This is a genomic window from Algibacter sp. YIN40 (assembly GCF_057219435.1).
This window is the reverse complement of the sequence record NZ_JBXVVC010000001.1, coordinates 1000845-1024208: the sequence shown is the minus strand read 5'-3', so window position 1 is coordinate 1024208 and position 23364 is coordinate 1000845. Positions and strand designations below refer to the sequence as shown.

Annotated in this window: 23 protein-coding genes; 7 read left to right on the top strand and 16 right to left on the bottom strand. The window is 32.9% G+C overall.

Translation table 11 applies throughout. The annotated features are described in order from the left end of the window. Positions 1–11 precede the first annotated feature (11 nt). The gene (locus AC2D6V_RS04775; RefSeq protein ID WP_484646905.1) at positions 12–902 is read left to right on the top strand and encodes a hypothetical protein; all 891 of its coding nucleotides are present in this window, start codon (positions 12–14) and stop codon (positions 900–902) included. A 91-nt stretch (positions 903–993) separates the two neighbouring features. On the opposite strand, the gene AC2D6V_RS04770 is transcribed toward AC2D6V_RS04775, so the two are convergent. Continuing rightward, positions 994–1941, bottom strand: coding sequence for a nicotinic acid mononucleotide adenyltransferase (locus AC2D6V_RS04770; RefSeq protein WP_484646904.1), 948 nt, complete (start codon positions 1939–1941; stop codon positions 994–996). A gap of 131 nt (positions 1942–2072) precedes the next feature. On the opposite strand from AC2D6V_RS04770, the gene AC2D6V_RS04765 reads away from it, so the two are divergent. Continuing rightward, positions 2073–3074 carry an NAD(P)H-dependent glycerol-3-phosphate dehydrogenase gene (locus tag AC2D6V_RS04765; protein ID WP_484646903.1) on the top strand — a complete coding sequence of 334 codons (1002 nt, stop codon included), beginning with the start codon at positions 2073–2075 and terminating at the stop codon, positions 3072–3074. 101 nt (positions 3075–3175) lie between these two features. Here AC2D6V_RS04765 and AC2D6V_RS04760 read toward each other — a convergent pair whose 3' ends face one another. Then, positions 3176–3571, bottom strand: a complete 396-nt coding sequence (locus AC2D6V_RS04760; protein WP_484646902.1) for a hypothetical protein — start codon at positions 3569–3571, stop codon at positions 3176–3178. 77 nt (positions 3572–3648) lie between these two features. Between AC2D6V_RS04760 and AC2D6V_RS04755 the strand changes: the two genes are divergently transcribed. Continuing rightward, on the top strand, positions 3649–4641 hold the full coding sequence (locus AC2D6V_RS04755) for a serine/threonine dehydratase (RefSeq protein ID WP_484646901.1): 993 nt from the start codon (positions 3649–3651) through the stop codon (positions 4639–4641). On the opposite strand, the gene pheS is transcribed toward AC2D6V_RS04755, so the two are convergent. From pheS to AC2D6V_RS04735, 4 genes are all read right to left on the bottom strand, one after another. Then, positions 4636–5655, bottom strand: a complete 1020-nt coding sequence (gene pheS / locus AC2D6V_RS04750; protein ID WP_484646900.1) for a phenylalanine--tRNA ligase subunit alpha — start codon at positions 5653–5655, stop codon at positions 4636–4638. The two genes, AC2D6V_RS04755 and pheS, sit on opposite strands and share 6 nt — an antisense overlap. 100 nt (positions 5656–5755) lie before the next feature. Next, positions 5756–6181, bottom strand: a complete 426-nt coding sequence (locus AC2D6V_RS04745; RefSeq protein ID WP_484646899.1) for a lipocalin-like domain-containing protein — start codon at positions 6179–6181, stop codon at positions 5756–5758. A gap of 87 nt (positions 6182–6268) precedes the next feature. After that, the gene (locus tag AC2D6V_RS04740; protein ID WP_484646898.1) at positions 6269–6673 is read right to left on the bottom strand and encodes a lipocalin-like domain-containing protein; all 405 of its coding nucleotides are present in this window, start codon (positions 6671–6673) and stop codon (positions 6269–6271) included. A gap of 93 nt (positions 6674–6766) precedes the next feature. Further along, positions 6767–7123 carry a hypothetical protein gene (locus AC2D6V_RS04735; RefSeq protein WP_484646897.1) on the bottom strand — a complete coding sequence of 119 codons (357 nt, stop codon included), beginning with the start codon at positions 7121–7123 and terminating at the stop codon, positions 6767–6769. Positions 7124–7196: 73 nt separating this feature from the next. Between AC2D6V_RS04735 and AC2D6V_RS04730 the strand changes: the two genes are divergently transcribed. Beyond that, positions 7197–7718, top strand: a complete 522-nt coding sequence (locus AC2D6V_RS04730) for a CvpA family protein (protein ID WP_484646896.1) — start codon at positions 7197–7199, stop codon at positions 7716–7718. A 4-nt stretch (positions 7719–7722) separates the two neighbouring features. Here AC2D6V_RS04730 and AC2D6V_RS04725 read toward each other — a convergent pair whose 3' ends face one another. The 9 genes from AC2D6V_RS04725 to AC2D6V_RS04685 all read right to left on the bottom strand — a co-directional run bounded on the left by AC2D6V_RS04725 (position 7723) and on the right by AC2D6V_RS04685 (position 18200). Beyond that, positions 7723–8466 (bottom strand): tetratricopeptide repeat protein, encoded by a 744-nt coding sequence (locus AC2D6V_RS04725; protein ID WP_484646895.1) that lies wholly within the window; start codon positions 8464–8466, stop codon positions 7723–7725. Positions 8467–8473: 7 nt separating this feature from the next. Next, positions 8474–10243 carry a BatD family protein gene (locus AC2D6V_RS04720; protein WP_484646894.1) on the bottom strand — a complete coding sequence of 590 codons (1770 nt, stop codon included), beginning with the start codon at positions 10241–10243 and terminating at the stop codon, positions 8474–8476. A 65-nt stretch (positions 10244–10308) separates the two neighbouring features. Continuing rightward, complete coding sequence (locus AC2D6V_RS04715) at positions 10309–11139, bottom strand: tetratricopeptide repeat protein (protein WP_484646893.1); 831 nt, start codon at positions 11137–11139, stop codon at positions 10309–10311. Positions 11140–11196: 57 nt separating this feature from the next. Continuing rightward, positions 11197–12234, bottom strand: coding sequence for a VWA domain-containing protein (locus tag AC2D6V_RS04710; protein ID WP_484646892.1), 1038 nt, complete (start codon positions 12232–12234; stop codon positions 11197–11199). Between the two features lie 79 nt (positions 12235–12313). Continuing rightward, the gene (locus tag AC2D6V_RS04705) at positions 12314–13318 is read right to left on the bottom strand and encodes a vWA domain-containing protein (protein WP_484646891.1); all 1005 of its coding nucleotides are present in this window, start codon (positions 13316–13318) and stop codon (positions 12314–12316) included. Then, on the bottom strand, positions 13318–14931 hold the full coding sequence (locus tag AC2D6V_RS04700) for a BatD family protein (protein WP_484646890.1): 1614 nt from the start codon (positions 14929–14931) through the stop codon (positions 13318–13320). The genes AC2D6V_RS04705 and AC2D6V_RS04700 overlap by 1 nt, the downstream gene beginning before the upstream one ends. 39 nt (positions 14932–14970) lie before the next feature. Next, positions 14971–15837: a DUF58 domain-containing protein gene (locus tag AC2D6V_RS04695; protein ID WP_484646889.1), complete on the bottom strand. Its 867-nt coding sequence runs from the start codon at positions 15835–15837 to the stop codon at positions 14971–14973. 77 nt (positions 15838–15914) lie between these two features. Continuing rightward, positions 15915–16916, bottom strand: a complete 1002-nt coding sequence (locus tag AC2D6V_RS04690) for an AAA family ATPase (RefSeq protein ID WP_484647515.1) — start codon at positions 16914–16916, stop codon at positions 15915–15917. 186 nt (positions 16917–17102) lie between these two features. Then, positions 17103–18200, bottom strand: coding sequence for a DUF4382 domain-containing protein (locus AC2D6V_RS04685; RefSeq protein ID WP_484646888.1), 1098 nt, complete (start codon positions 18198–18200; stop codon positions 17103–17105). A 267-nt stretch (positions 18201–18467) separates the two neighbouring features. Between AC2D6V_RS04685 and AC2D6V_RS04680 the strand changes: the two genes are divergently transcribed. Then, positions 18468–19226 carry an SDR family NAD(P)-dependent oxidoreductase gene (locus AC2D6V_RS04680; protein ID WP_484646887.1) on the top strand — a complete coding sequence of 253 codons (759 nt, stop codon included), beginning with the start codon at positions 18468–18470 and terminating at the stop codon, positions 19224–19226. A gap of 39 nt (positions 19227–19265) precedes the next feature. Further along, positions 19266–20399 (top strand): DUF5929 domain-containing protein, encoded by a 1134-nt coding sequence (locus AC2D6V_RS04675; protein ID WP_484646886.1) that lies wholly within the window; start codon positions 19266–19268, stop codon positions 20397–20399. A 129-nt stretch (positions 20400–20528) separates the two neighbouring features. Here the strand turns inward: AC2D6V_RS04675 and amaB are convergent, their stop codons facing one another. Then, positions 20529–22082 (bottom strand): L-piperidine-6-carboxylate dehydrogenase, encoded by a 1554-nt coding sequence (gene amaB / locus AC2D6V_RS04670; protein WP_484646885.1) that lies wholly within the window; start codon positions 22080–22082, stop codon positions 20529–20531. A gap of 121 nt (positions 22083–22203) precedes the next feature. On the opposite strand from amaB, the gene AC2D6V_RS04665 reads away from it, so the two are divergent. Further along, positions 22204–23253 (top strand): isoaspartyl peptidase/L-asparaginase family protein, encoded by a 1050-nt coding sequence (locus AC2D6V_RS04665; RefSeq protein WP_484646884.1) that lies wholly within the window; start codon positions 22204–22206, stop codon positions 23251–23253. Positions 23254–23364: the final 111 nt, after the last annotated feature.

Here is a 23364-nt window from a genome sequence, read left to right as displayed (position 1 = left end):
AAAGATCGAACATGCCACATATTTTAAAAAACAATAATCTTGAAATCCATATCGATCTTCCAAATAAAAATTACAATTTTTCACGTTTTGATTGGACTGGTAAAATTATAGCTGTTAAGTTTAAGAATGTGTTTGTATCGACCTATGAAAAAAATGACAACAAAAATGAACACCTTTTTGGAAAGGCTTTTTATAATGAATTCGGGATTGATAATGCTTTGGGGTTTGATGATACGGAATTAGGTGGGTGGTTTCATAAAATTGGAATTGGACTCCTAAAAAAAGATAGCAATGACTATCTCTTTAGTAAAAAACACCAGATTAAACCTGCAAAATTTAAAACTACTATTAAACATAACTGTCTTATTAATTCGTGCGAATCAGATTCTATTAATGGGTATTCTTATGAGTTAACAAAAAAAATCGAACTGCACGAAACCAATTTTATAATTAAATACTCCTTAAAAAACACAGGTAAAAAAAATATTATTACTGATGAATACGTTCACAATTTCACTTCAATAAACAACGATTTACTAGGGCCAAATTATAAATTGGAATTTCCATTTGAATTAAATTCTAAGTTGTTTAACGATTATGTTAACCCAGAACAAAAAGTAGATATTAAAAAAAATAACGTTGCCTTTAAGAGTACTCCAGCTACCCCGTTTTTTTTTAGCAATCTTTCTGGTGGAAAAGAAGTTGAGGCAAAATGGAAATTACTAAACCAAGCGAACAATATAGCTATTAGCGAAGTCGCAAGTTTTAAAACTACTAAAGTAAATCTATGGGGATGTGGACATGTAGTAAGCCCAGAATTATTCTTCAATATATTTATAAAACCCGGAGAGACAGATGAGTGGTCTAGAACATATTATGTGAATAATATAATAGCTAATTAAAAATTTTAATAGTTTATTATACCTAAAAAAAACCGCCTAAAGCATTGTGTTTTAAACGGTTTCTAACTAAATAACCAACCAAAATTTTTATTTACCCACGTGTGTTTTCTCTTGGGTTGTCAACTTTATCTTTTCTAAACTTACGTTTCTTATCTTCTTTAATACTAGAGGTTTTACCTTTAGTGTTGGCTGTTTTTAAATACTGTATATAACCACGTCCTTCAAACTCATAAACCGTTTCAGATGTTGGATGGAACAACTCTATCTTACCGTCATTTATAACGCTCAATTCAAAATATTCATTGTCAAAAGAATCATAATCTAATGTTAAAGTTTTTAAATACATATTACCACTAATATCACCTACACCATAAACACCTGTATAATCCCAAATTAAACTACCTACATTAGTGCCAATTTCGTCTTGTGAACTCCGAAAGGTAGAATCATTTCCGCCAGCTAAAAACTGTAAATAGTTTTCATTGTCAAATTCATTTAGAACACCCATTTCACTGGTATAATTTTTTTCCCAAGCTTCATATTCTTGCAAGAAGTAGTGAATATTATCATAGAATACAAAATCGTAATCAAAATTACTTCTTTGATAACCATCCAGAAAATAAGAAGTATCGTTATTTGGATTGTATAATTCAATGGTATTACTATCTATTTGAAAGATATCAAATGTGCTAAATCCATCAACATCATGAAAGACATCTAAAATCATTTCGTATGCATCGTACTCGCCAACATCAATTCCAAATCCATTTCCGCTGTCTCCTAATCCTACAATATTATTGTTTGCATAAACTACACCATTTCTAAATGAGATAGTAAAGGCCTTTTGTAAAAATGGAGTTTCTCCATAACCTTGCGTTGCATTTATATCAACGTACCACAACTCATGCGAACCCAATAATTGATTAATAGAAATTCCGGGGTCATCTATAATGTATTCATCAACTACTACTTCGGTATAACAAGATGTGAAAAGCGTTGCCGTTAAAGCGAAGCTTAAAAGTAATTTTATCGTTTTCATATCGTCATCATTTTAGGGTTTATACAAACAGGGTTTCAAAACGCGTGCCAAAAAATAGATAAGCAATTATTTGTAGTACTTACATTGACTTAAATTTTATGTATTTTTGAAATTATAACGATTCAATATTTATGGACAAACCTTTGAAATATGCAGTTTTTGGAGCAGGTAGTTGGGCAACCGCAATCGTGAAAATGCTTTGTGAAAATTTAGAAGAAGTAGGTTGGTACATGCGCAGCGTTTATACAAAAGAACACTTAATTCGAGAACAACATAATCCCAATTATTTAAGCTCCGTAGAGTTTCATGTTGAACAATTAAAATTAAGTAACGATATAAATGAAATAGCCGATTATGCCGATGTTCTCATATTCGCTATTCCATCGGCTTTTATGTATAGCGAATTAGAAAAATTAAATATTGATATCACGAATAAAACCATCGTTTCTGCTGTAAAGGGCATTGTTCCTGAAACTGGTTTGTTGGTTGGTGAACATTTTAATCAAAACTATAAAGTCCCTTTTGAAAGTATTGCCGTTATAGCCGGACCTTGCCATGCAGAAGAAGTTGCTCTGGAACGTTTATCTTACTTAACCATTTCTTGCTGGGACTCCAAAAAAGCGCAATATATTGCAGATAGTTTATCCAGCAATTATATCAACACAAAAATAAGCGATGATGTTATTGGTGTGGAATACGGAGTTATGCTGAAAAACATTTATGCTATTGCTGCAGGTATTGCTCACGGATTAGGATATGGTGATAATTTTCAAAGTGTTTTAATGAGTAATGCGATTCGTGAAATGAAGCGTTTTATTAAAAAGGTCCATAAAATGAAACGCAACATTAATAATTCGGCATATTTAGGTGATTTATTAGTAACAGGTTATTCTACATTTTCTAGAAACCGTATGTTTGGTAACATGATTGGCAAAGGCTATACCGTCAAATCCGCTCAAATGGAAATGAGCATGATTGCAGAAGGGTATTATGCTACTAAAAGTGCTTATTTACTAAATGAAAAGAATGAAAAAAAAGCAGACACCCCTATAATTGATGCTGTTTACGAAATTCTATACAGTAGGGCGAATCCAAAAAAAATATTTAAAAAGTTAACCGATAGGCTGGATTAATCACTTTAGTAATTCAGCACCAAAACCGGAATCCAAATTAAACATGCTTATAATTTTATTGTTACTTTTCTCGAAAACAGTTTGGATTAGAGAGGAAGAAGTTATTTTACCAAAATACCCTTAACATCCATCAAAGGAATTTCTTGCAACGCTTTTTGATTAATCGTGTTTTTTCGAAATAAATACGTTTTATCAAACATGGCATTTCCTTCAAAAAAAGTAACCTTAAAAGAATTATTTAACACAAATAAATCTTCCTGCATAAGTTCTATTTTAGCATAGCTTTTCTTGGGCAATACATCAATTTTTTTTCTGAAAACTGAAGTTGTTTTGTCTTCAGAATAGCCACTGGTCACTATTAATACCATCTCTAAATCGACTTCTTTAGTATTTATAATATAAGCATTCCAATCTTGGGTTTTATAGATTGCATTATACTCATTTACAACTGCAATATAAACACCATCAACTTTTGGGATATGGATATCTTTCTTCATTTAACAAAACATTTTAAAAGTCTTCAAAAATACTAGTTTTTAATTGTTTGTGTTTCATTATTTCTATATTTGATACTATGGAAAGCGTCTTAACTTTAAAAGATATCATCAACGCTAAAGAGCGAATTAAAAAGCTTATTAATGATACGCCCATATTTACATCTTCTAAATTAAACAATTGGCTTGGGCACTATATTTACTTTAAGGCCGAAAACCTGCAAAAAATTGGCGCTTTTAAAGCAAGAGGTGCTTGTAATACCATTTCATGGTTAATTGAAAACAATAAAAAACCAAAGCATATAGTAGCTAATAGCTCAGGAAATCATGCCCAGGCCGTCGCATGGGCTTCAAAAATCTTTGATATTCCTGCTACTATTTATATGCCCAATTATTCATCAAAAGTGAAAATACAAGCAACAAAAGCATATGGAGCTAAAGTGGTATTATGCAAAACAAGACAAGAAGCCGATAAACAAGTTAAACTTGCTTCAATAAAAGAAGGTACTTATTGGATTCCTCCTTTTAATCACGAACAAGTGATATCGGGTCAAGGAACAGCCGCTTATGATGCTATTAATAAAATTGGCAATATAGATGCCGTTTTTGCACCTTGTGGTGGCGGTGGGCTCCTATCTGGATCCTTAATCGCATCAAAAGGCATATTACCAAACGTTAAAGTGATAGGCGCAGAACCTTTATTAGGAAATGACGCGGCAGAGTCTTTACGGCAAAAGAGTATACAGCGTCTGGATACAGCCCCAAAAACCCTTGCCGACGGTGCGATGACATTAGCTGTAGGCGATATTACTTTTGAATACTTAAAAAAATTGGATGCCTTTTATGAAATCACCGAGGAAGCCATGATCTATTGGACACAATGGTTAACACATTTATTAAAATTACGAATCGAACCAACAAGTGCTTTATCCATGGAAGCAGCTTACCAATGGTTAAAAAATCAATCGCAAAAGAAAAGAATCCTAATTATTTTGTCGGGAGGAAATATAGACCAACAAACGACACAAAAAATCTGGAAAAAAGATTATTTAGTAACCGAACCTAAATTATAAAGCACTTTTAAATTGCTCTAAAAACCTAACATCATTTTCACTTAACAAACGAATATCACTAATTTGATGAAGTAATAAGGCGATACGATCGATTCCCATTCCGAATGCAAAACCTGAATATTCGTTTGAGTCTATTCCACAATTATCTAATACATTTGGGTCTACCATACCACAACCCATAATTTCTAACCAACCGGTTCCCTTTGTCATTTTATAATCGGTTTCTGTTTCAAGTCCCCAATACACATCTACTTCAGCGCTAGGCTCAGTAAATGGAAAATAAGAAGGTCGCAAACGAATTTTACTCTTACCAAACATTTCAGTTGTAAAGTGTTGTAAAGTTTGTTTTAAATCAGCAAAGCTTACATCTTTATCAATGTACAATCCTTCCACTTGATGAAAGAAACAATGTGAACGCGCCGATATAGCTTCGTTACGATATACTCTTCCGGGTGAAATAGTACGAATTGGCGGTTTGTTGTTTTCCATGTAACGAACCTGTACAGAGCTCGTATGTGTGCGCAAAAGTATATCTGGATTTGTTTGAATAAAAAACGTATCCTGCATATCGCGAGCAGGGTGGTATTCAGGAAGATTTAAAGCCGTAAAGTTATGCCAATCGTCTTCAATTTCTGGGCCTTCACTAACATTAAAACCAATCCTTGAAAATATATCGATAATTTGATTTTTTACGATAGAAATAGGATGACGAGCACCAATTTGAATAGGCTCGCCTGGTCTTGATAAATCTCCATAAACGCCTTTAACTTCTTCCTTGCTCTCTAACTCATCCCTTAAAGCATTTACTTTATCTTCAGCTGTTTTTTTAAGCTTATTAATGGTTTGACCAAACTCTTTTTTTTGATTGTTTGCTACATTTTTAAACTCAGCAAAAAAATCATTTAGTAATCCTTTTTTACCTAAATACTTTATACGGAATGCCTCAACCTCTTCTTTAGATTGTGCTTTAAAAGCTTCAGCTTCTATTATGAGTTCTTTTAACTTATCTATCATGATATCGTTTCAAAAATGAATGCAAATTTAGTGATTTTTATGCATAAAAAACTCCTTCTAATCGAAGGAGTGTTATTTGTTAAAAAGTTTCTCTTACAAACTAATTTCGAATATATACAATTTTAAATGAGAACTGTCCGTCTACTTCTTCTATATAAAAAGTATTCCCTTCGAACAAAATTGTTTGGTCTAATGTTTCTTCGTCTGGAGTTCCAGCACCATAAACAGTTCTATAAACATTATTTCCTAGATTTTGCCATGTCCCTGAGTCAGTACCATCAGACACACAGGTTCCATTATCATCATAAAAATAACTTTCATTAAAGGTTCCATCAGAGTTTATAACAATTGTATCCATTTTGTCGCAATCGTCCAAACTCTGCTCCTCCCCATTGAAAAAACTTTGATGCCATGTCCAAGTTCCAATTAATAAGTCTTGTGAAGACGAAGAATTATCACCATCATCACTACTACAAGAAGTTAAAAGAAATGTTGCTAATGTGAAGAATAAAATTGCTTTTTTCATAAAATGGTTGGTTTAAGTTAAAAACTTAAAAGGTAGTGAATTTATACGGTTATTCTTACTAAAAATAGCATTTAATAAATGGACGAATTAATTTCTTAAATAAACTTCTCTATAAATACTTAAACCTCCGTCTTCTTCAAAATAAAAAGTATTTCCTTCAAAAGTTATCTCTAAAATAGATGTCACTTCTCCAAAGACAAATGTATAAGAACCATCTTCATTATTCTCCCAAGTACCTATATCTGAGTCCAAAATTTTACAAACATCCAGTGACTCGCTGGTGTATACAGTGAAACTAGAGGATCCATCTGCATTCACAATAAGAGTGTCTTTTAAATCACAAAATTCAGAAGAAATTTCAAGATCATCATCAAAACTTTTGTAAAAAGTCCAAGTTCCTATTAAGGGATCTATTGATTGTGAATTATCATCGCTACTACATGCGATTAATATAAATATTAAAGTACTAAAAAGTAATATTCTATTTTTCATTATAGATTAAAATTTGAGGCACGAATATATACTATTCCTAACGAATAGAGACGCTTGTTATGAAAATTTAAAGATATAATCTGTTGTAGAAAACTATACTATAAAATCGGTCTCCAGAAAATAATTAACAATGGCTTCTTTCATTAATATACTCTGTTCTCCCGCTTTTAAATGAGGTAATTCAGCTTTAGCTTTATAATGTGGCCAACCCTCATCATCTACAAAATCCAGTTCATAATACCCATAAGGCGTCAATACTTTACAAATAGCTATGTGCATGAGGTCTAACTTTTGGTCTTTTTTAAAACTTCTATCTAATTGACCGAGTTCTTGAACTCCAATTAAATAGATAATAGCATCGAGATCTAAAATATCTCCATCAGCAAATTGATTTGATAATTTTTCAACCACCAACCCCCAGCGTTCTTTTAATTGTTCGTCTCTAGACATAATAATTTTAAAGATGCAAAGTTAATAAACCTAACTGGTAGTATTATTTTATATTTGTTTAAATTCATTATTTATGAGTGTGTTAGATATTATTTTAGGAGCTCTAATCTTATTTGGACTAGTGCGTGGATTCATGAAAGGTCTTTTTGTTGAAATAGCTTCAATAATTGCGTTAATTGCTGGAGTTTATGGAGCGATTCATTTTAGCAACTTTGCTGCCGAATTTTTAGAAAGTAAAGTCGATTGGAACGAGAAAACCATGAACATAGTTGCCTTTGCTGTAACTTTTATTATCATTGTGTTAGCCATTGCTCTAGCAGGAAAGGCTCTAACTAAACTTGCCGATTTTGCTGCTTTGGGAATTATAAACAAATTAGCTGGCGGTGTTTTTGGTGCGTTAAAGATAGCCCTTATACTAAGTGTAGTGCTTATTATTTTTGATAGAATGAATAGTACAATTCCTTTTGCCAATGAAAAAGATTTAGAAGCATCTGTACTTTATATACCTGTAAAATCTTTAGCGCCATCAATATTTCCCTATATTCTTGAACCTAAAAAGGAAGATGATGAAAATGCTATGGATAAAGAAGTATAAGAAATTAAAGTTCTTTAATATCTACGTTCACAACCCAACCCGTTTTACCATCGGCTAATTTAATTTTTTTCCAATTTTGTACAGTATCTAAAACCTGAACCTTAGTTCCTTCATGAAGCCTAAAAGATTCTTCGCTACGCGTATTAGGCTCGCTTTTAACTTTACTTTCAACGGCAAAAACAATAGCTGGTTTATCGATTTGATCTAAATTAAACTTGTGAAAAGCAAAAGCCAAAGTAATGCATATTAAAAACAAGGAAGCAATACTCCCCATAAAAGCTAAGCGTTTTTTAAGTGTAGAGTAAGCAAAATAATAAAATAAAAACAATACGACGAAACAAAAAACGAGACCAACTGCTGTTTTAGCCCAACTATCAAAAGTCATAAAGTTCGCGATATTTCGAAGTAATTTAGAAAACCCCGCTTCAGGAATAATATCTATAGCATCTATGGTCATGTTTTTTGCAAATGCCATGTTATTTTTTATATCTGCGTCATTAGGTGCTAATTGTTTCGCTTTCTCGTAATAATATATACTAGGAGCAATATTATTCAATTTATAATGCGCATTAGCCAAGTTATAATATAACTCTGGTGAGTGCTTACCACTATCTAAAATACTTTGGTAAGCGTCTATAGACTCTGCATACTTTCCTTGATTATACAAGGTATTCGCATTGTCAAATACGGTTGTATTTTGAGCCGAAAAACTTAGACTTAATAAAAACGTAATTATGTATAAAATCATCTTCATTTTATCGAGCTTGTTTATCGATTAAAGAAATTGTTTTTGCCGCTTTTTCATAATCATCTTGCATTGTAACAATATCTATTGGCGTGTAGCGTGCTAATTCGCAACTTTCCATAATAGAATTAAAACTTGAAATAGTATCAGAATCAACGCCTTTCTCTCCCAGTAATAATTGAATCTTATCTTTGCTTAAATCGCTTGTTTCTATGTGAAGTTTCGCTTTTAAATAATTGTGTAAAGCCTTTTCTAAAGCTATATAAAATGCTTCTTTTTTACCAAGTGCTTTTTTAGCAGATTTCAAATATCTTCTAGCTAACCTATCGGCTTTTCTTATCCTATTTCCATATACATCGGCATCTCTATCGGCTTTTTTTCTTCTAATAAAAATGGCTAATGGAATTGCTAAAAATGGACTTAGCAACAACGACCAGAACATATTAGTCTTGAAAAAATGTATAGTCTCAATAGATGAAAAAATTGTCTTTGTTTTAATAAAAGCAAATTGATCATTATTTAAAACAACACGTTGTTTTGTATTACTAGATATCGGATTGTTTGAATCGGAACTATTAAGAGGACCATCAAGTACATCAATAATAAGTTCATCTGACGATAAACGTTTATAGCTTTCTGTTTTTAAGTCAAAATATGAAAATGAAATACTTGGTATTGGATATTTACCTTTGTACTGTGGCACTACCGTATAAGTATCTGATATGCTGCCTTGCATACCTTCTAAATTTGTTCTGACGCTTTCGGTGTGCTCGGGTTCGTAAACTTCTAAAGAACTTGGCAATGATATTTTAGGAAGCTTAAACAACTTTAAATTTCCCTTACCTCTTACCTCAACTTTTGCCTGTAAAGATTCTGTGGCATCCAGTTCTGTTTTAGAGGTTGAAACCTTAAAATTAAAGTCTCCAACAGCTCCATTAAAATCTATAGGTTTCCCTACTTCTGGAAGTGCTTTCACATTAATATTTACATTTCCTGCAGAAACCGTTTTATGAACACGAGACATGAGTCGACTGCCAAAAATATCCCGTCGATTTGTTGGAACCTGAACGGAAATATCAAGTGTTAATGGTTCAATATTTAATTTTCCTGTTTTTTGAGGGTATAACACTGTTCTTCGTAAAATCAAATAACGATAATCTTCCCCTTTATAAGTACCGTTTTGCACTTTCTGCCCCTTCATGTCTATATTCTGACTCCAGAAATCGTTGTACCGTGGGGTATCAATTTCGCGCCAATTATCAACACCAGTATTTGGAGATACATACAATTTATAAACAACTGTAATGGCTTCATTTAAATACGGTGTTCTATTGGAAACCTCGGCAACTAAATGAATATTCTCAGACGCTATATAATTGGGGTCATTAGGGTCTTTAGGTTTATCTACAGCGGCTGTAACAATAATTTTTATAGGTAATGTCTTGTAAGTTTCTCCTTTAATTGAAATACTTGCTTGACTAATAGTAAAATTACCTCGCTTTTTAGGAGCTAAGAAATAAGTATACGTTTTATTATATGTCCTAACACCATTTATCCATGAGTTTTTTACAGATTGACTAGGGCCACCAACAACTGTAAAACCATTAAAATTAGGCGGATTGAAATTATCGCCATCCTGATTCATTTCAAAATCAATACGCAGTCGTTCGTTAACCCCCAATTGTTTCTTACTAACTTTGGCTTCAAACTTTACTTGCGTGAAAGCAAAGCTTGTAGAAAGCGTAAATAGCATTATGAATATGTGTTTTGTCAGTTTCATTTTCTTTCAAAATAGATTCCTATCTAAACAGGAATGACAAATTTGAATTTGATATTATTACTTAATTACCAATCTTTTTCGGTCTTTATCTTAACACCTTTTTGCTTTTCGGCATTCATTTTTTCTTGAACTTTTTGTTCTTGGTTATTCATAGCCTCTAACAAACTCTTAATTTGTTGTGGTGATAATTGTCCAGGCTGTGGTTTAGGTTTTTGGTCATCCTTTTTCTCCTCCTTATCGCCTTCTCCTTTATCTTCTTTCTTATCTTTTTCATCTTTAGGCTCACCATCCTTATCTTTTTCATCATCACCTTCTTTTTTATCTTCTTCGCCTTTATCTTTTTGGTCTTCTTTATCCGCTCCTTCTTTATCTTTATTCTCCTGATCCTTGTTCTCGTCTTTGTCTTCTTTATCCTCCTTGTTTTCGTCGTCTTTGTTTTGATCTTTTTGTTCTTCAGCACAAATTTTAGCTAACCCAAGATTATAGCGCGTTTCATCGTCATTTGGATTATTTCTTAATGCATTTTTAAAAGCTCCAACCGCTTCTTTGCATTTTTTGTTTTTCATTAAAATATTCCCAATATTATGATACGCTTTATGTTTTTCGTCTTTTGAAGTTGTGTTTTTTATTGCTTGCTGATGGCGATATAATGCTTCTTCATAATTTCCTGATTGATAATAGGAATTCCCCAAATTGTAAACACCAGCAACACTGGTTGGTTCCTTTGAAAGCGCTTTCCTATATTCCATTTCTGCTGAAACAAAATCCTCTTCAGCTAACTGATTACCTTCATACACATAATTGTTTGCCTTTTTTAATGCAAGAAGTTCTTCTTTCTCTTGAGCAAAAGAAATGCTTGTTATAACAGCAATTAATAATAAAATTAAATGTTTCATTATGTTTAATTATGTACTCTAAGATATAAAACCTTGATTTTTTGTTAGTTAAAAATTTTATAAATTCTCATTAAATAAATTCAACTTCTTTAACCATGCAGTTTTTCGGTCTAAAAGGAAAATATCCAACACCAAAAAGAAAATAGCAAAGCCTAAAAACCATTGAAACTGATCTTTAAAATCGGCAAATTGCTTCGCTTCAAATTCGGTTTTATCCATATTATTCAAAATCTCTCGAATAGCCTCTACAACATCATTAGTATTCTTACCGTTTATATAAGCTCCGTCCGCCTCATTAGCAATGTTTTGCAAGGTTTCTTCGTTTAATCTGGTAATAACCGTCTCTCCAGCATTATTCTTCTTATAACTAATTACTACGCCATTCCTTTTCTCTGGAATAGGGCCACCTTTAACATCACCTACACCTATAGTAAAAATTCTTATACCTTCGTCATGAGCTTGTTCTGCCACCGCAGCCGCTTCTTCACTATGATCTTCTCCATCTGAAATAATAATTAAAATACGATTAGTTTGCTCTTCATCATCAAAATAAGTCCTTCCCAAATTAATGGCTTCATTAATCGCTGTTCCTTGGGAAGACAGCATATCGGTATTCATATTTTGTAAAAACATTTTAGCCGAAGCATAATCTGTAGTAATAGGTAATTGCGGAAATGCTTTTCCTGCATAGGCTATAATACCAATGCGATCACTAGCCAAATTATTAACTATTTGTGTTACCAGTTGTTTCGATTTCTCTAAACGATTTGGTGCAATATCTTCAGCTAACATACTTTTTGAAACGTCTACAGCAAATACTATATCGATTCCTTCGCGTTTTACGGTTTCCAATTTAGTACCAATCTTTGGATTTACTAATGCCAAACTTAAACAGACGAATGCCAAACTTATCACAGCTATCTTTAAAACAGATTTGAATAAAGATTTATTAGGGCTCAATTTTTTAAGCAATGCTTTATCTGCAAACTTTTTTTGAGCATTATACTTCCATGCTTGAAACACCAAAAAGAATAGAATTATGACAGGAATAATTCCTAAAACCCAAAACCATATTTTCTCATCTAATTGATACACTTTCTAATGTTTGTTTGTTTTTTGTGGAGTCGTTTAGCCACAAATAATTTATTCTCTTTATTTGTTTTTCTATAATATATTAAATAAAACTTCTAAAAAAGGTGAAACGTAAAAGCAGTTCTAAAAGCAATAATAAACCCGCTAATATAGCTAATGGTCTATACTTTTCTTCATAATTATAAAACTTAAACTCTTCTATTTCTGTTTTTTCTAGTTTATTTATTTCGTCGTAAATCTCTTCTAATTTTTTGTTATTTGTCGCTCTAAAATACTTACCGCCTGTAACCTCCGCAATTTCTTTTAGCAATTCTTCGTCTATTTCTACCTGTACACGGCTATATTGAAAATCGCCATTTGGTAAAATCGCTACAGGAGAAAGCGCCATCCCATTAGTTCCTAAACCAATAGTATATGTTTTTATACCATATTCTAAAGCCAATTCACTGGCAATTTTTGGATCTATAAAACCAGAATTATTAACGCCATCTGTTAGCAAAATAATAACCTTGCTTTTTGCCTTACTATCTTTTAGTCGATTTACCGAAGTCGCTAAACCCATTCCTATGGCGGTTCCTCCTTCTATAATCGTATTATACTTTATACTTTTTAGTGAGCGAAGTACTATCGCCTTATCACTGGTTATTGGGGTTTTTGTATAGCTTTCTCCTGCATATTCTACTAGTCCAATTCGATCGTTAGGTCGTCCTTTTATAAAATCTGCAGCAACATTTTTTAACGCCTCTAACCTGTTTGGCGATAAATCTTTAGCTAGCATACTTGCAGAAACATCAATTGCCATAACAATATCTATTCCTCGAGTTGTTTTGGTTTTAGTAGATACGTCTACCGTTTGAGGTCTTGCCAATGCCATTATTAATAAAGCCAGAGCTATTAATCTTAAAACGAATAAGCCGTGTCTGAATTTAGGCAATAATGAATTTGTAAGTTTAAATCCTTTTAAACTAGGTATTTTAAGTTCTGCTGTTAGTTTTTTGTATTTAAACAAATACCAAACTATAACTAGAGGTAGTATTAAAAACAACCAGAAAAATTCTTTATTTAAAAATTCAACACCTTCTAACATTATTCTTCTGCAGGTTTAAGTTCTACTGAATTTATAATACGTCCAATTATTTGGTCGGCATACACATCATCTTCTGGGCTAGTCATTATAATTTGTTGCAGTACATTTTCTGAAGCAAATTGAAGTAATACATATTCTGCATCACGTAGTTCTTCTGAAGCAATTCCAGGCATCTTCATTGTTCCAGATGTTTTCAGACCTTCAGCACCATTAGGTGTGGTAAATTTGTCTCTTAAAACAACAATATCTTTTGCCCCAACAGCTTCCATGTTTTTAATAGATCCTTCAGAGATAGCTTCAAGATTTAATTTATTATCACCAGAATTTGGGTATGTCGTTGTATTAACTGTAACACTAAAAACATCTAGTAATGTTCCATACATAAATGAAGACATTTTGACTTGACCTTTCATTTCATCAGGCATAGTTAGTTCTGTGCGTTTCAATACTTTTGGAGTAGAGATGGTTACTGGAGGAAATCCGTACTCACTCGTAACCCAATCACCTTCCAAAAGCTCAATGCTATCGTGCCCAATAATTGTGTCTTTCACATAGTTAAATCCATATTTTATTGAAAAGCCAGCAAAAGTCATCATGAGTAAAAGTACACCTATAACTATGGTAATAATGGTTTTTTTGCGCTTCTTTTTACGTTCTAACTCTTCTCTATACTTTTCGTCCAGAAGTTTTTCTTCTTCAGTTGGTTCAGGCAATGCTTCCTTTACATGATCAATTTCTACATCAATAGTATTTCGATCTAACTTAGCCAACTCAATATCTGGAGCTGACTTAGCAAATTTCACTAAATCGGCTCTTTTTAAAATGCTTTCTAAATTTTTAATATCATCCTTACTAATATCAACTTGATTCCCTTCTTTAAGTAGTTTAAGTCGTGAAATAAGTTCATCTGTAGTACTTTCCAAAGCACGATCATAAACCTTTTCGTCTAGATACTTTCTAATAATAAAGGTAAGCTCAGAATAATATTCTTTAATTTCTTGATGTTCTAAATAATGAGACTCATCTAGTTTCTTTAATGCTAATTTTGCTCTATCATAAGGAGGAAGTAAGGCTATTTGCTCGTTTTCTGTTAATGGTTTTTGCCTCCAAATAAACCAATACATCATAAAAGCTATAACACCTATTATTAAAAGGGTAATTAACAAGTATTTCCACCAATCGCTGCCTTTTTTGTTTACATGAATTATTGGTTTGATGTCGTAAAGTCCTTGCTTGGTAGTGTCTACAACCACATTATTAACTTCTACTTTTAGAGAATCTGTGAAAAAGGTTTTATCTCCAATAATTATTTTTTGACGTGGAATAGTATACGCACCAGAATCGAACTGGGTTAATCCATACTTTTTAATAAGGCTATACTTATCATTATTTTTTAAAGTATCTGTTTTGTAAGACTCAATCATTTCTAGTGGCGAAAATGTTTGCCCTTCTGGAAAAACCACCAAACTGGTGGTATCTGTTTCTACTTGGATACTATAAGTGATTTGTTCTCCAATTTTTATGGATGTTGAATCAATTGCAGATGAAACTTGAGAATAAGAAATTAAAGTAAACAGCATAAAGACAACAGCAAACAAAACTGAAAACTTCATTTCACCATTAACACTATTTTTAAACTTTAACCTTCTCACTTATCCTCTTCTTTTAAAATATCCTAACAACTTTTTGACATAACTCTCATCAACTCTACAATCAATAGTTCCAGCTCCTGAGCGCGAAAAACTTTCTTTGTAATAAACTACTTTATCTTGATAGAACTTACCATAATTTTGCCTCACCTTTTTAGATGATGTGTTTACTAGCATAAGTTCATCTGTTTCTTCGTCTTGCATCTGTACCATTCCCAAATTTGGAATCTCTTCCTCTCGCTTATCATAAACTCGAATACCTGTTACGTCATGTTTTCCTGAAACAATTTTCATGGTATGTTCGTAATCATCTGCAATAAAATCTGATAGTACAAATACAATTGCCTTCTTTTTCATAACATTGGTTAGAAACTTTAAGGCCTCGGCTACATTAGTATGTTTGCTTTCTGGCTTAAATTCTATAAGTTCTCTAATAATTCTAAGCACATGAGAACGCCCTTTTTTTGGTGGAATAAAAAGTTCGACTTTATCAGAAAATAAAATCAATCCAATTTTATCGTTATTTTGAGTAGCTGAAAACGCCAAAGTAGCAGCAATTTCAGTAACTACTTCATTTTTAAACTGAATTGATGTTCCAAACAACTCAGAGCCAGAAACATCTACCATGAGCATCATGGTAAGCTCTCGTTCCTCTTCAAAAATCTTCACATAAGGTTCACTATAGCGTGCTGTAACATTCCAATCAATACTCCTTACATCATCTCCAAATTGATACTGGCGCACCTCACTAAAAGTCATACCTCGTCCCTTGAAGGTAGAATGATATTCCCCTCCAAAAATATGATCAGACAAACGACGTGTCTTAATCTCTATTTTTCGTACTTTTTTTAGTAATTCCTTAGTATCCATTTTTCAATTGTCTATTGAGTATTTATGATTAATTAATTATGTCTTAATAATCAATTGTCAATTATCAATTGTCAATTTTAAGGTACTTCAATCTCATTTACGATTTTATTAATGATGTCTTCTGAAGTGACATTCTCGGCTTCTGCTTCATAGGTTATACCTATTCTATGTCTTAAAACATCATATACCACAGCTCTAACATCTTCTGGTATTACATAACCACGACGTTTAATAAATGCATAGCATTTAGCAGCAGTTGCTAAATTTATACTTCCACGAGGCGATGCTCCAAATGAGATTAATGGTTTTAAATCGGCTAGTTTATATTTTTCTGGATAGCGTGTAGCGAAAATAATGTCCAGGATATATTTTTCAATTTTTTCGTCCATGTAAACTTCTCTTACTGCCTTTTGGGCATTAAGAATTTGTGCTATAGAAACTACTGGGTTTACTTTTTCCCAGGCGCCTTTCATATTCGCTCTCATGATTAATTGTTCCTCTGCTATTTTAGGATAATCAATCACGGTTTTTAACATAAAACGGTCAACCTGAGCTTCGGGCAAAGGATACGTCCCTTCCTGCTCAACAGGGTTTTGAGTAGCCATTACTAAAAATGGTTTATCTAGTACAAAAGTTTCATCTCCAATGGTAACCTGTTTCTCTTGCATAGCTTCTAATAAAGCCGATTGCACTTTTGCTGGTGCTCTATTAATCTCGTCTGCTAATACGAAGTTTGCGAAAATGGGACCTTTCTTAATAGAGAAATCACTAACCTTCATGTTGTAAATTAATGTCCCCGTAACATCTGCTGGTAATAAATCTGGCGTAAACTGAATTCTACTAAAACTCCCGTCTACTGCCTGAGCAAGTGTATTAATTGCTAGTGTTTTTGCCAATCCTGGAACACCTTCTAATAATATGTGCCCTTGTCCTAACAACCCAATAAGCAAACGTTCGACCATATGTTTTTGACCAACGATTACCTTATTCATTTCTAGGATAAGTAAATCAACAAAAGCGCTTTCCTTTTCAATTTTCTCGTTAATCGTCTTAATATCAATTGTACCTGTTTCTTCCATCATTATTTTTTTAATTCAAAGCTCGAATATACTGTCCTTATTTGAGCATTGCAAATTGTTAAAATTTTTCTTTAAACCTTGTTAACAATTGGTTAAAATATTCTGGGAACTCCGTTAATAATTGGTTAAAATAAAAAGAGCAGTTTCTTTCGAAACTGCTCTTTTTAAAAATATGTTCTCTACAAATTACGGAGTTAAAACTAAAACTACATCAAGAACTTCATCTTCATCGGGATCTATAGTAACATCAATAATTTGAGTATCATACCCTTCTGCAGTAATTGTAACCGCATAGTCTCCTGGAGTGACTTCTTCAATGGCATAAACCCCTTCATCATTAGTATTCACATTAGTTGAATTATCATCATTTATAGCTACGTTAGCAACAACCCCTTCAGCTAAGCCAGTAATTGTTCCACTAATAGAGCCTTTCTTTAACATCAACACAATAGGGTCTACTATGGTTGTAATCTCACCATTAACAACAATGACACCTGTCGCGCTTGCACTTTCATAATCAGATTCTGCATCTGTAGGCTCAACCAAAACCTCATAAGTTCCAGCAGGTACTCCCCATAGTGCGAACGCACCGTTTTCATCTGTATAAGCAGAAATTACAAAATCATTTAATGGATCATCGTCTCCCATATCATCGACTAAAACAGAGGCCACAGACGAAACGTCACTTGGAGTTACTGTACCTTCTATAATACCAGAGTTTGCTTTTACGCTTCCATATAATACAGGTTTTAATATAATATTTCCAGAATTACCCGCATGAACAATTGATTTTTCTACATCAAAATCTATAATAAAATCATACGTAAAACCTTCCTCAATGGCTGTATCCATTTTTAATTTTAAACCAGATTGCTGGCCACTAGGTGTTTTTAAATCGTACTCTGAAGATGGTTCTCCTTCTTCTTTTTCAATTACAATGGTATTACCATCTCCTAAAACCAATCGCATTTGACTTAAAGTTCCTGCTGGAACTGCAAATCTGTCAACTAAAACTTCACTAAATCCGCCAGTAAAATCTAATAAGTTTACTGTTTTTGAGTTTGCCTCTAGAGACATCCAACCATTTTCATCTTCACTATCGTCATCCATTTTAATCATAACATCAACGATTTCAACGTTAACAGCTTCATAATCTCCTGGTGCATCAACAAGCCTTACAGTTATTGTTGCATCTCCTTGATTAATACGAGTCGATTCGTTATCGTTACAAGAGAATAAAAATGTGACAACTAATAATGGTAGAATTAATTTTAATTTGTTCAAAATATTCATGGTTTAATTTTTTTTATGTATTTGTATTTACGTCTAAATTGCTCCCTTTGGATTACTAATTCCAGAAAAGAGTCCAAATATTAACTATTAAAATGTAACTTTATTGTTCAACTTTTTGAATTAATTTTCCACTAGAAGAACAGCTATATATTACGAACAATGATACAGAATAATAGTTGCTTAGAGTATTTTTATACGTGAATGGCATAAAAAAATATATAAGTCGCAAAGCCTATCGATAAAGAGTAATTTAATACGATGAAAAAAACAAAAAAAGTAGCACTAATTACAGGTGCAACAAGTGGTATTGGTCATGCTACAGCATTTGAATTTGCTAAACATGAAATAGATTTAGTTCTATGCGGTCGTAGATTAAATCGGCTTGAAACCATACAAAAAGCATTGAGGAAGTTGACCAATGTGCATATTTTAAATTTTGATGTTAGAAATAAACAAGAAACTTTTAGAGCTATTGAATCACTCCCCAATCAATTTAAAAAAATTGATATCCTAATTAACAATGCAGGTAATGCCCATGGATTAGACCCTATTAACGAAGGGAGTATTGATGATTGGGATGCCATGATGGACATAAATGTAAAAGGGTTGCTTTATGTTAGCAGAGCCATAATTCCGCAAATGACAGAACGCAAATCTGGTCAAATAATAAATATTGGATCTTCCGCTGGAAAGGAAGTTTATGCAAAGGGTAACGTTTATTGTGGTAGTAAACATGCTGTTTTAGCTATTACGGAAGGCATGCGCATAGATTTAAATCCTTATGGAATTAAAGTTGGAGCCGTAAACCCCGGATTGGTTGAAACAGAATTCTCAAAAGTTCGATTTAAAGGAGATAAAATTGCCGAAACAGTATATCAAGGTTTCAAAGCATTACAGGCGCAAGATGTTGCTGAAGTAATCTATTTTGCTATCTCTAGACCACCACATGTAAACATAGCAGATGTTTTAATGTTCTGCACTGCACAAGCTAATAGTACAATTGTGAAAAAGGAATAATATTAACATGAGATTCCTGCCTTCTCACGAATGACAATTATGATTAACAAACGCCTTCTTATTAAACACCTTCTAGCTCATAACGACGAGAACAGTTTTTATGATAAAAAGCGTAAAATAGATATTAGCCATAAAGAAGGTAAGGCGAAATTCTTAAAACATATTTGTGCGCTCTCTAACAGTAACCCAAAAAATAATTCTTACATAGTAATTGGGGTAGAAGATGAGGATAACAAAATTATTGGAGTCGATTTTTTTGACGATAGTAAAATACAGAACCTCATTAATGCATATTTGTCCAACCCGCCTATTGTGCAATACGAAAACATTCCTTTTCCACATCTGCCAGACGATAAGGTAGTTGGTCTTGTAACTATTAGACCTATTGACGACATAACTTCGCTCAGAAAAAACATTTGGAAATATTATGGTGGTTCGGTGTTTTTTAGAGATGGTAGCATGAGTATGCCTAAAGTTTTTGATATTGAAATTAAAGACATTAACTCTAAAATTGTCGCAGCCATTGAAAAACATGCTCAAAATAATATTGAGCATACGTTAAATGGTGTTTTTGATTTTATGAATAAACGAGTGGATTTCAATCCGCAATACAAAGTATTTAAAGAATATTTCGTTGTTTGCTGGGCAGGACAAAAAAAAGAAGTTAAAGGTGAAGCCTTCTTTTCTAGAGTTGATATTGAACTAATTAATGAACAAGTTCGACTCTTCTTTTCTGCTTTGGACGAGGTTTCAATTTCAATTAACGACGATAGCTTTAAAATAATAGAATATGTAAATCTAGGGCTTCAAAACACTAATAAATATTATCAACTAGAAGAAACTATTATTCGATTTGAAAACAATGTCAATTATAATATAGAAACCAAACTTTTATTTGAACCGCCTCAGTTTGATAAAAAAACCTTGTTCCACATTTACAATAACAATAATGCTATTCTTGATAAACTGAAAAAAGGATTGGTTTTTACAAAAAATGAAGAACGCGACCTTAAAAACCTTCCAATAACCTATTTAATTTGTTACCTAAATTCTTTTCCAGATGCTATTGAAAAGCTTAATGAAGCAAAACCTTATTTAAAAACACATAGTCAAACTATCTTTAATCTTTACAAAGAAACAATGCGCATATTAAGGAAAGTAAAATACAGTTAATTTTACAATTAATTAACATATGTTAATTAATTATTCTTACATTTGTATTGCTATTAATCTTTTATGAGATAGACCTTGCATCTGCCAGACATTCTGGATTTGACGCAAGGTTTTTTCTTTATTACTTTTTTACAAATCAAACTTAATCCCTTGTGCCAAAGGTAACTCATCAGAATAATTAATAGTATTTGTTTGTCTTCTCATATACACTTTCCATGCATCAGAACCTGATTCGCGTCCACCACCTGTTTCTTTTTCGCCTCCAAAAGCGCCTCCAATTTCAGCCCCAGAAGTTCCAATATTTACATTAGCAATACCACAATCTGAACCAGCATAAGATAAAAACTTCTCTGCTTCTTTCATTTCGTTAGTCATGATTGCCGACGATAATCCTTGAGCAACAGCATTTTGCTTAGCAATAGCATTTTCAACTTCTCCAGAATATTTCATTAAATATAAAATAGGTGCAAATGTTTCGTGCTGTACAATTTCAAAATGGTTTTCAGCTTCAATAATTGCTGGTTTCACATAGCATCCGCTTTCGTAACCTTCACCTTCTATAACTCCACCTTCAACCAGTACATTTCCGCCTTCAACTTTTGCTTTTTCAATAGCAGCTAAATAAGTGTTTACAGCATCATGATCGATTAGTGGTCCAATATGATTGGTTTCATCTAATGGATTCCCAATAGTTAATTGACCATAAGCACCAACAATCGCATCTCTTACTTTATCATATACAGATTCATGAATTATTAAACGACGTGTAGATGTGCAACGTTGTCCGCAAGTTCCAACAGCACCAAATACAGCACCAGGAACCACTACTTTTAAATCTGCAGTTGGTGTTATAATAATGGCATTGTTTCCTCCTAATTCTAATAATGATTTTCCAAAGCGTCCTGCAACAGTTGCACCAACAATTCTCCCCATTCTTGTAGAACCTGTAGCAGAAACTAAAGGAATTCTAGAATCGGTAGTCATCATTTCGCCTACTTTATAATCACCGTTGATGATACAAGAAATACCTTCTGGTAAATTGTTGTTTTTTAAAACATCAGCAATAATATTTTGACAGGCAATAGAGCATAAAGGAGCTTTTTCAGAGCCTTTCCAAACACATACATCGCCACAAATCCATGCTAAAGCTGTATTCCACGCCCAAACAGCTACTGGGAAATTAAACGCAGAGATAATACCAACAACACCAATTGGGTGCCATTGCTCTCTCATAACATGTCCTGGTCGTTCAGATGGGATAGTTTGCCCGTTTAATTGTCTAGACAATCCAACTGCAAAATCACAGATGTCAATCATTTCTTGAACTTCTCCGTAACCTTCTTGCAAAGATTTACCCATTTCGTAAGACACTAATTTACCTAATGGCTCTTTTAAATCTCTCAATTTGTTTCCAAATTGACGCACAATTTCTCCACGTTGTGGTGCTGGAATATCTCTAAAGAATAAAAATGCATTTGTTGCCGCATCCATTACTTTTTCGTAATCTTCCCTAGTAGTAGTTTTTACTTTACCAATTAACTGTCCATCAACAGGAGAATAACTTTCAATAATATCTCCGCTAGAAAAATTATTTGAGCCTGTAGAAGTGCCTTCATTTATAGCTTTTACGCCTAGAATTTCAAGTGCTTTATCTATACCAAAATCAGTCGCTATTTTATTCATTAATTATTGATTTATTATTTATATCGAAATTAACTGCGAATATAGTAATTAAAAGTCGTTTTTATTAAAATTTACTAACACTAAAATTATTAACTTCGTCTACAAATCAATCTAAATTTCAATGAAAAAGTATATCTATTTACTCGCCATCTTAACTATAGTTTTTTCTTGTAAAAATGAATCAAAATTAGAACCCGAAAATATTCAAAATGAACCTAAAAAAACTGAATTTTCAATAGTAATTCATGGTGGGGCTGGAAGTATTAAACGCGATAATATGTCTGAAGAACGCGAAGCCAAGTATCGCAAAAAATTAGAAGAAGCAATTCGTGTTGGTTATGGTATTCTAAAAAATGGTGGTACAAGTTTGGATGCGGTTCAAAACACCATAAACATTTTAGAAGACTCGCCGCTTTTCAACGCAGGTAAAGGTGCTGTTTTTACGCATGAAGGCACTAACGAACATGACGCTTCAATCATGGATGGAAAAACGCTTAATGCTGGAGCTTCAGCAGGCACAAAAACCATTAAAAACCCAATTAATTTAGCACGAGCAGTTATGGATAATTCACCACACGTGATGCTTTCTAGAGAAGGCGCTGAAGCCTTTGCCAAAGAACAGGGTTTAGAGATTGTAGGCCCTAGTTATTTTTCAACCGAAAAAAAATTAAAATCCTTAGAACGTGTAAAAGCATCCGAAAAAAATAAAGTGGCTTCGTTTTATGATGCAGACCTACAAGATTCAAAATTTGGAACCGTTGGTTGTGCTGCTCTAGACAAACATGGAAATTTAGCTGCTGGAACTTCCACAGGTGGCATGACTAACAAACGCTGGGGGCGTATTGGGGACTCTCCAATAATTGGTGCAGGCACTTATGCCAACAATAATACCTGTGCTGTATCATGCACAGGTTGGGGCGAGTTTTTTATTCGTGGTATGGTGGCTTATGATATTTCTGCTTTAATAGACTACAAAGGACTTTCTTTAGCTGAAGCTTCCAAAGAAGTTATTCAAAACAAATTACCAAATATTGGAGATCAAGGCGCCACAGGAGGTATTATAGCTATTGATAAAAATGGCAATATGGTTATGGAATTTAATACTCAAGGCATGTTTAGAGCCACTATGAATGATAAGGGCGAATTATATATTGGGATGTTTAAGGAATAACTTTAAGAACAATTTAACAGCAACTAAAAATCTAAAGTACAAAGCTAAGGCGTAACTTAATTAACGATATTCTACCTACACTTTCGTTTTTTAGTTATTTTGTTCATCTAA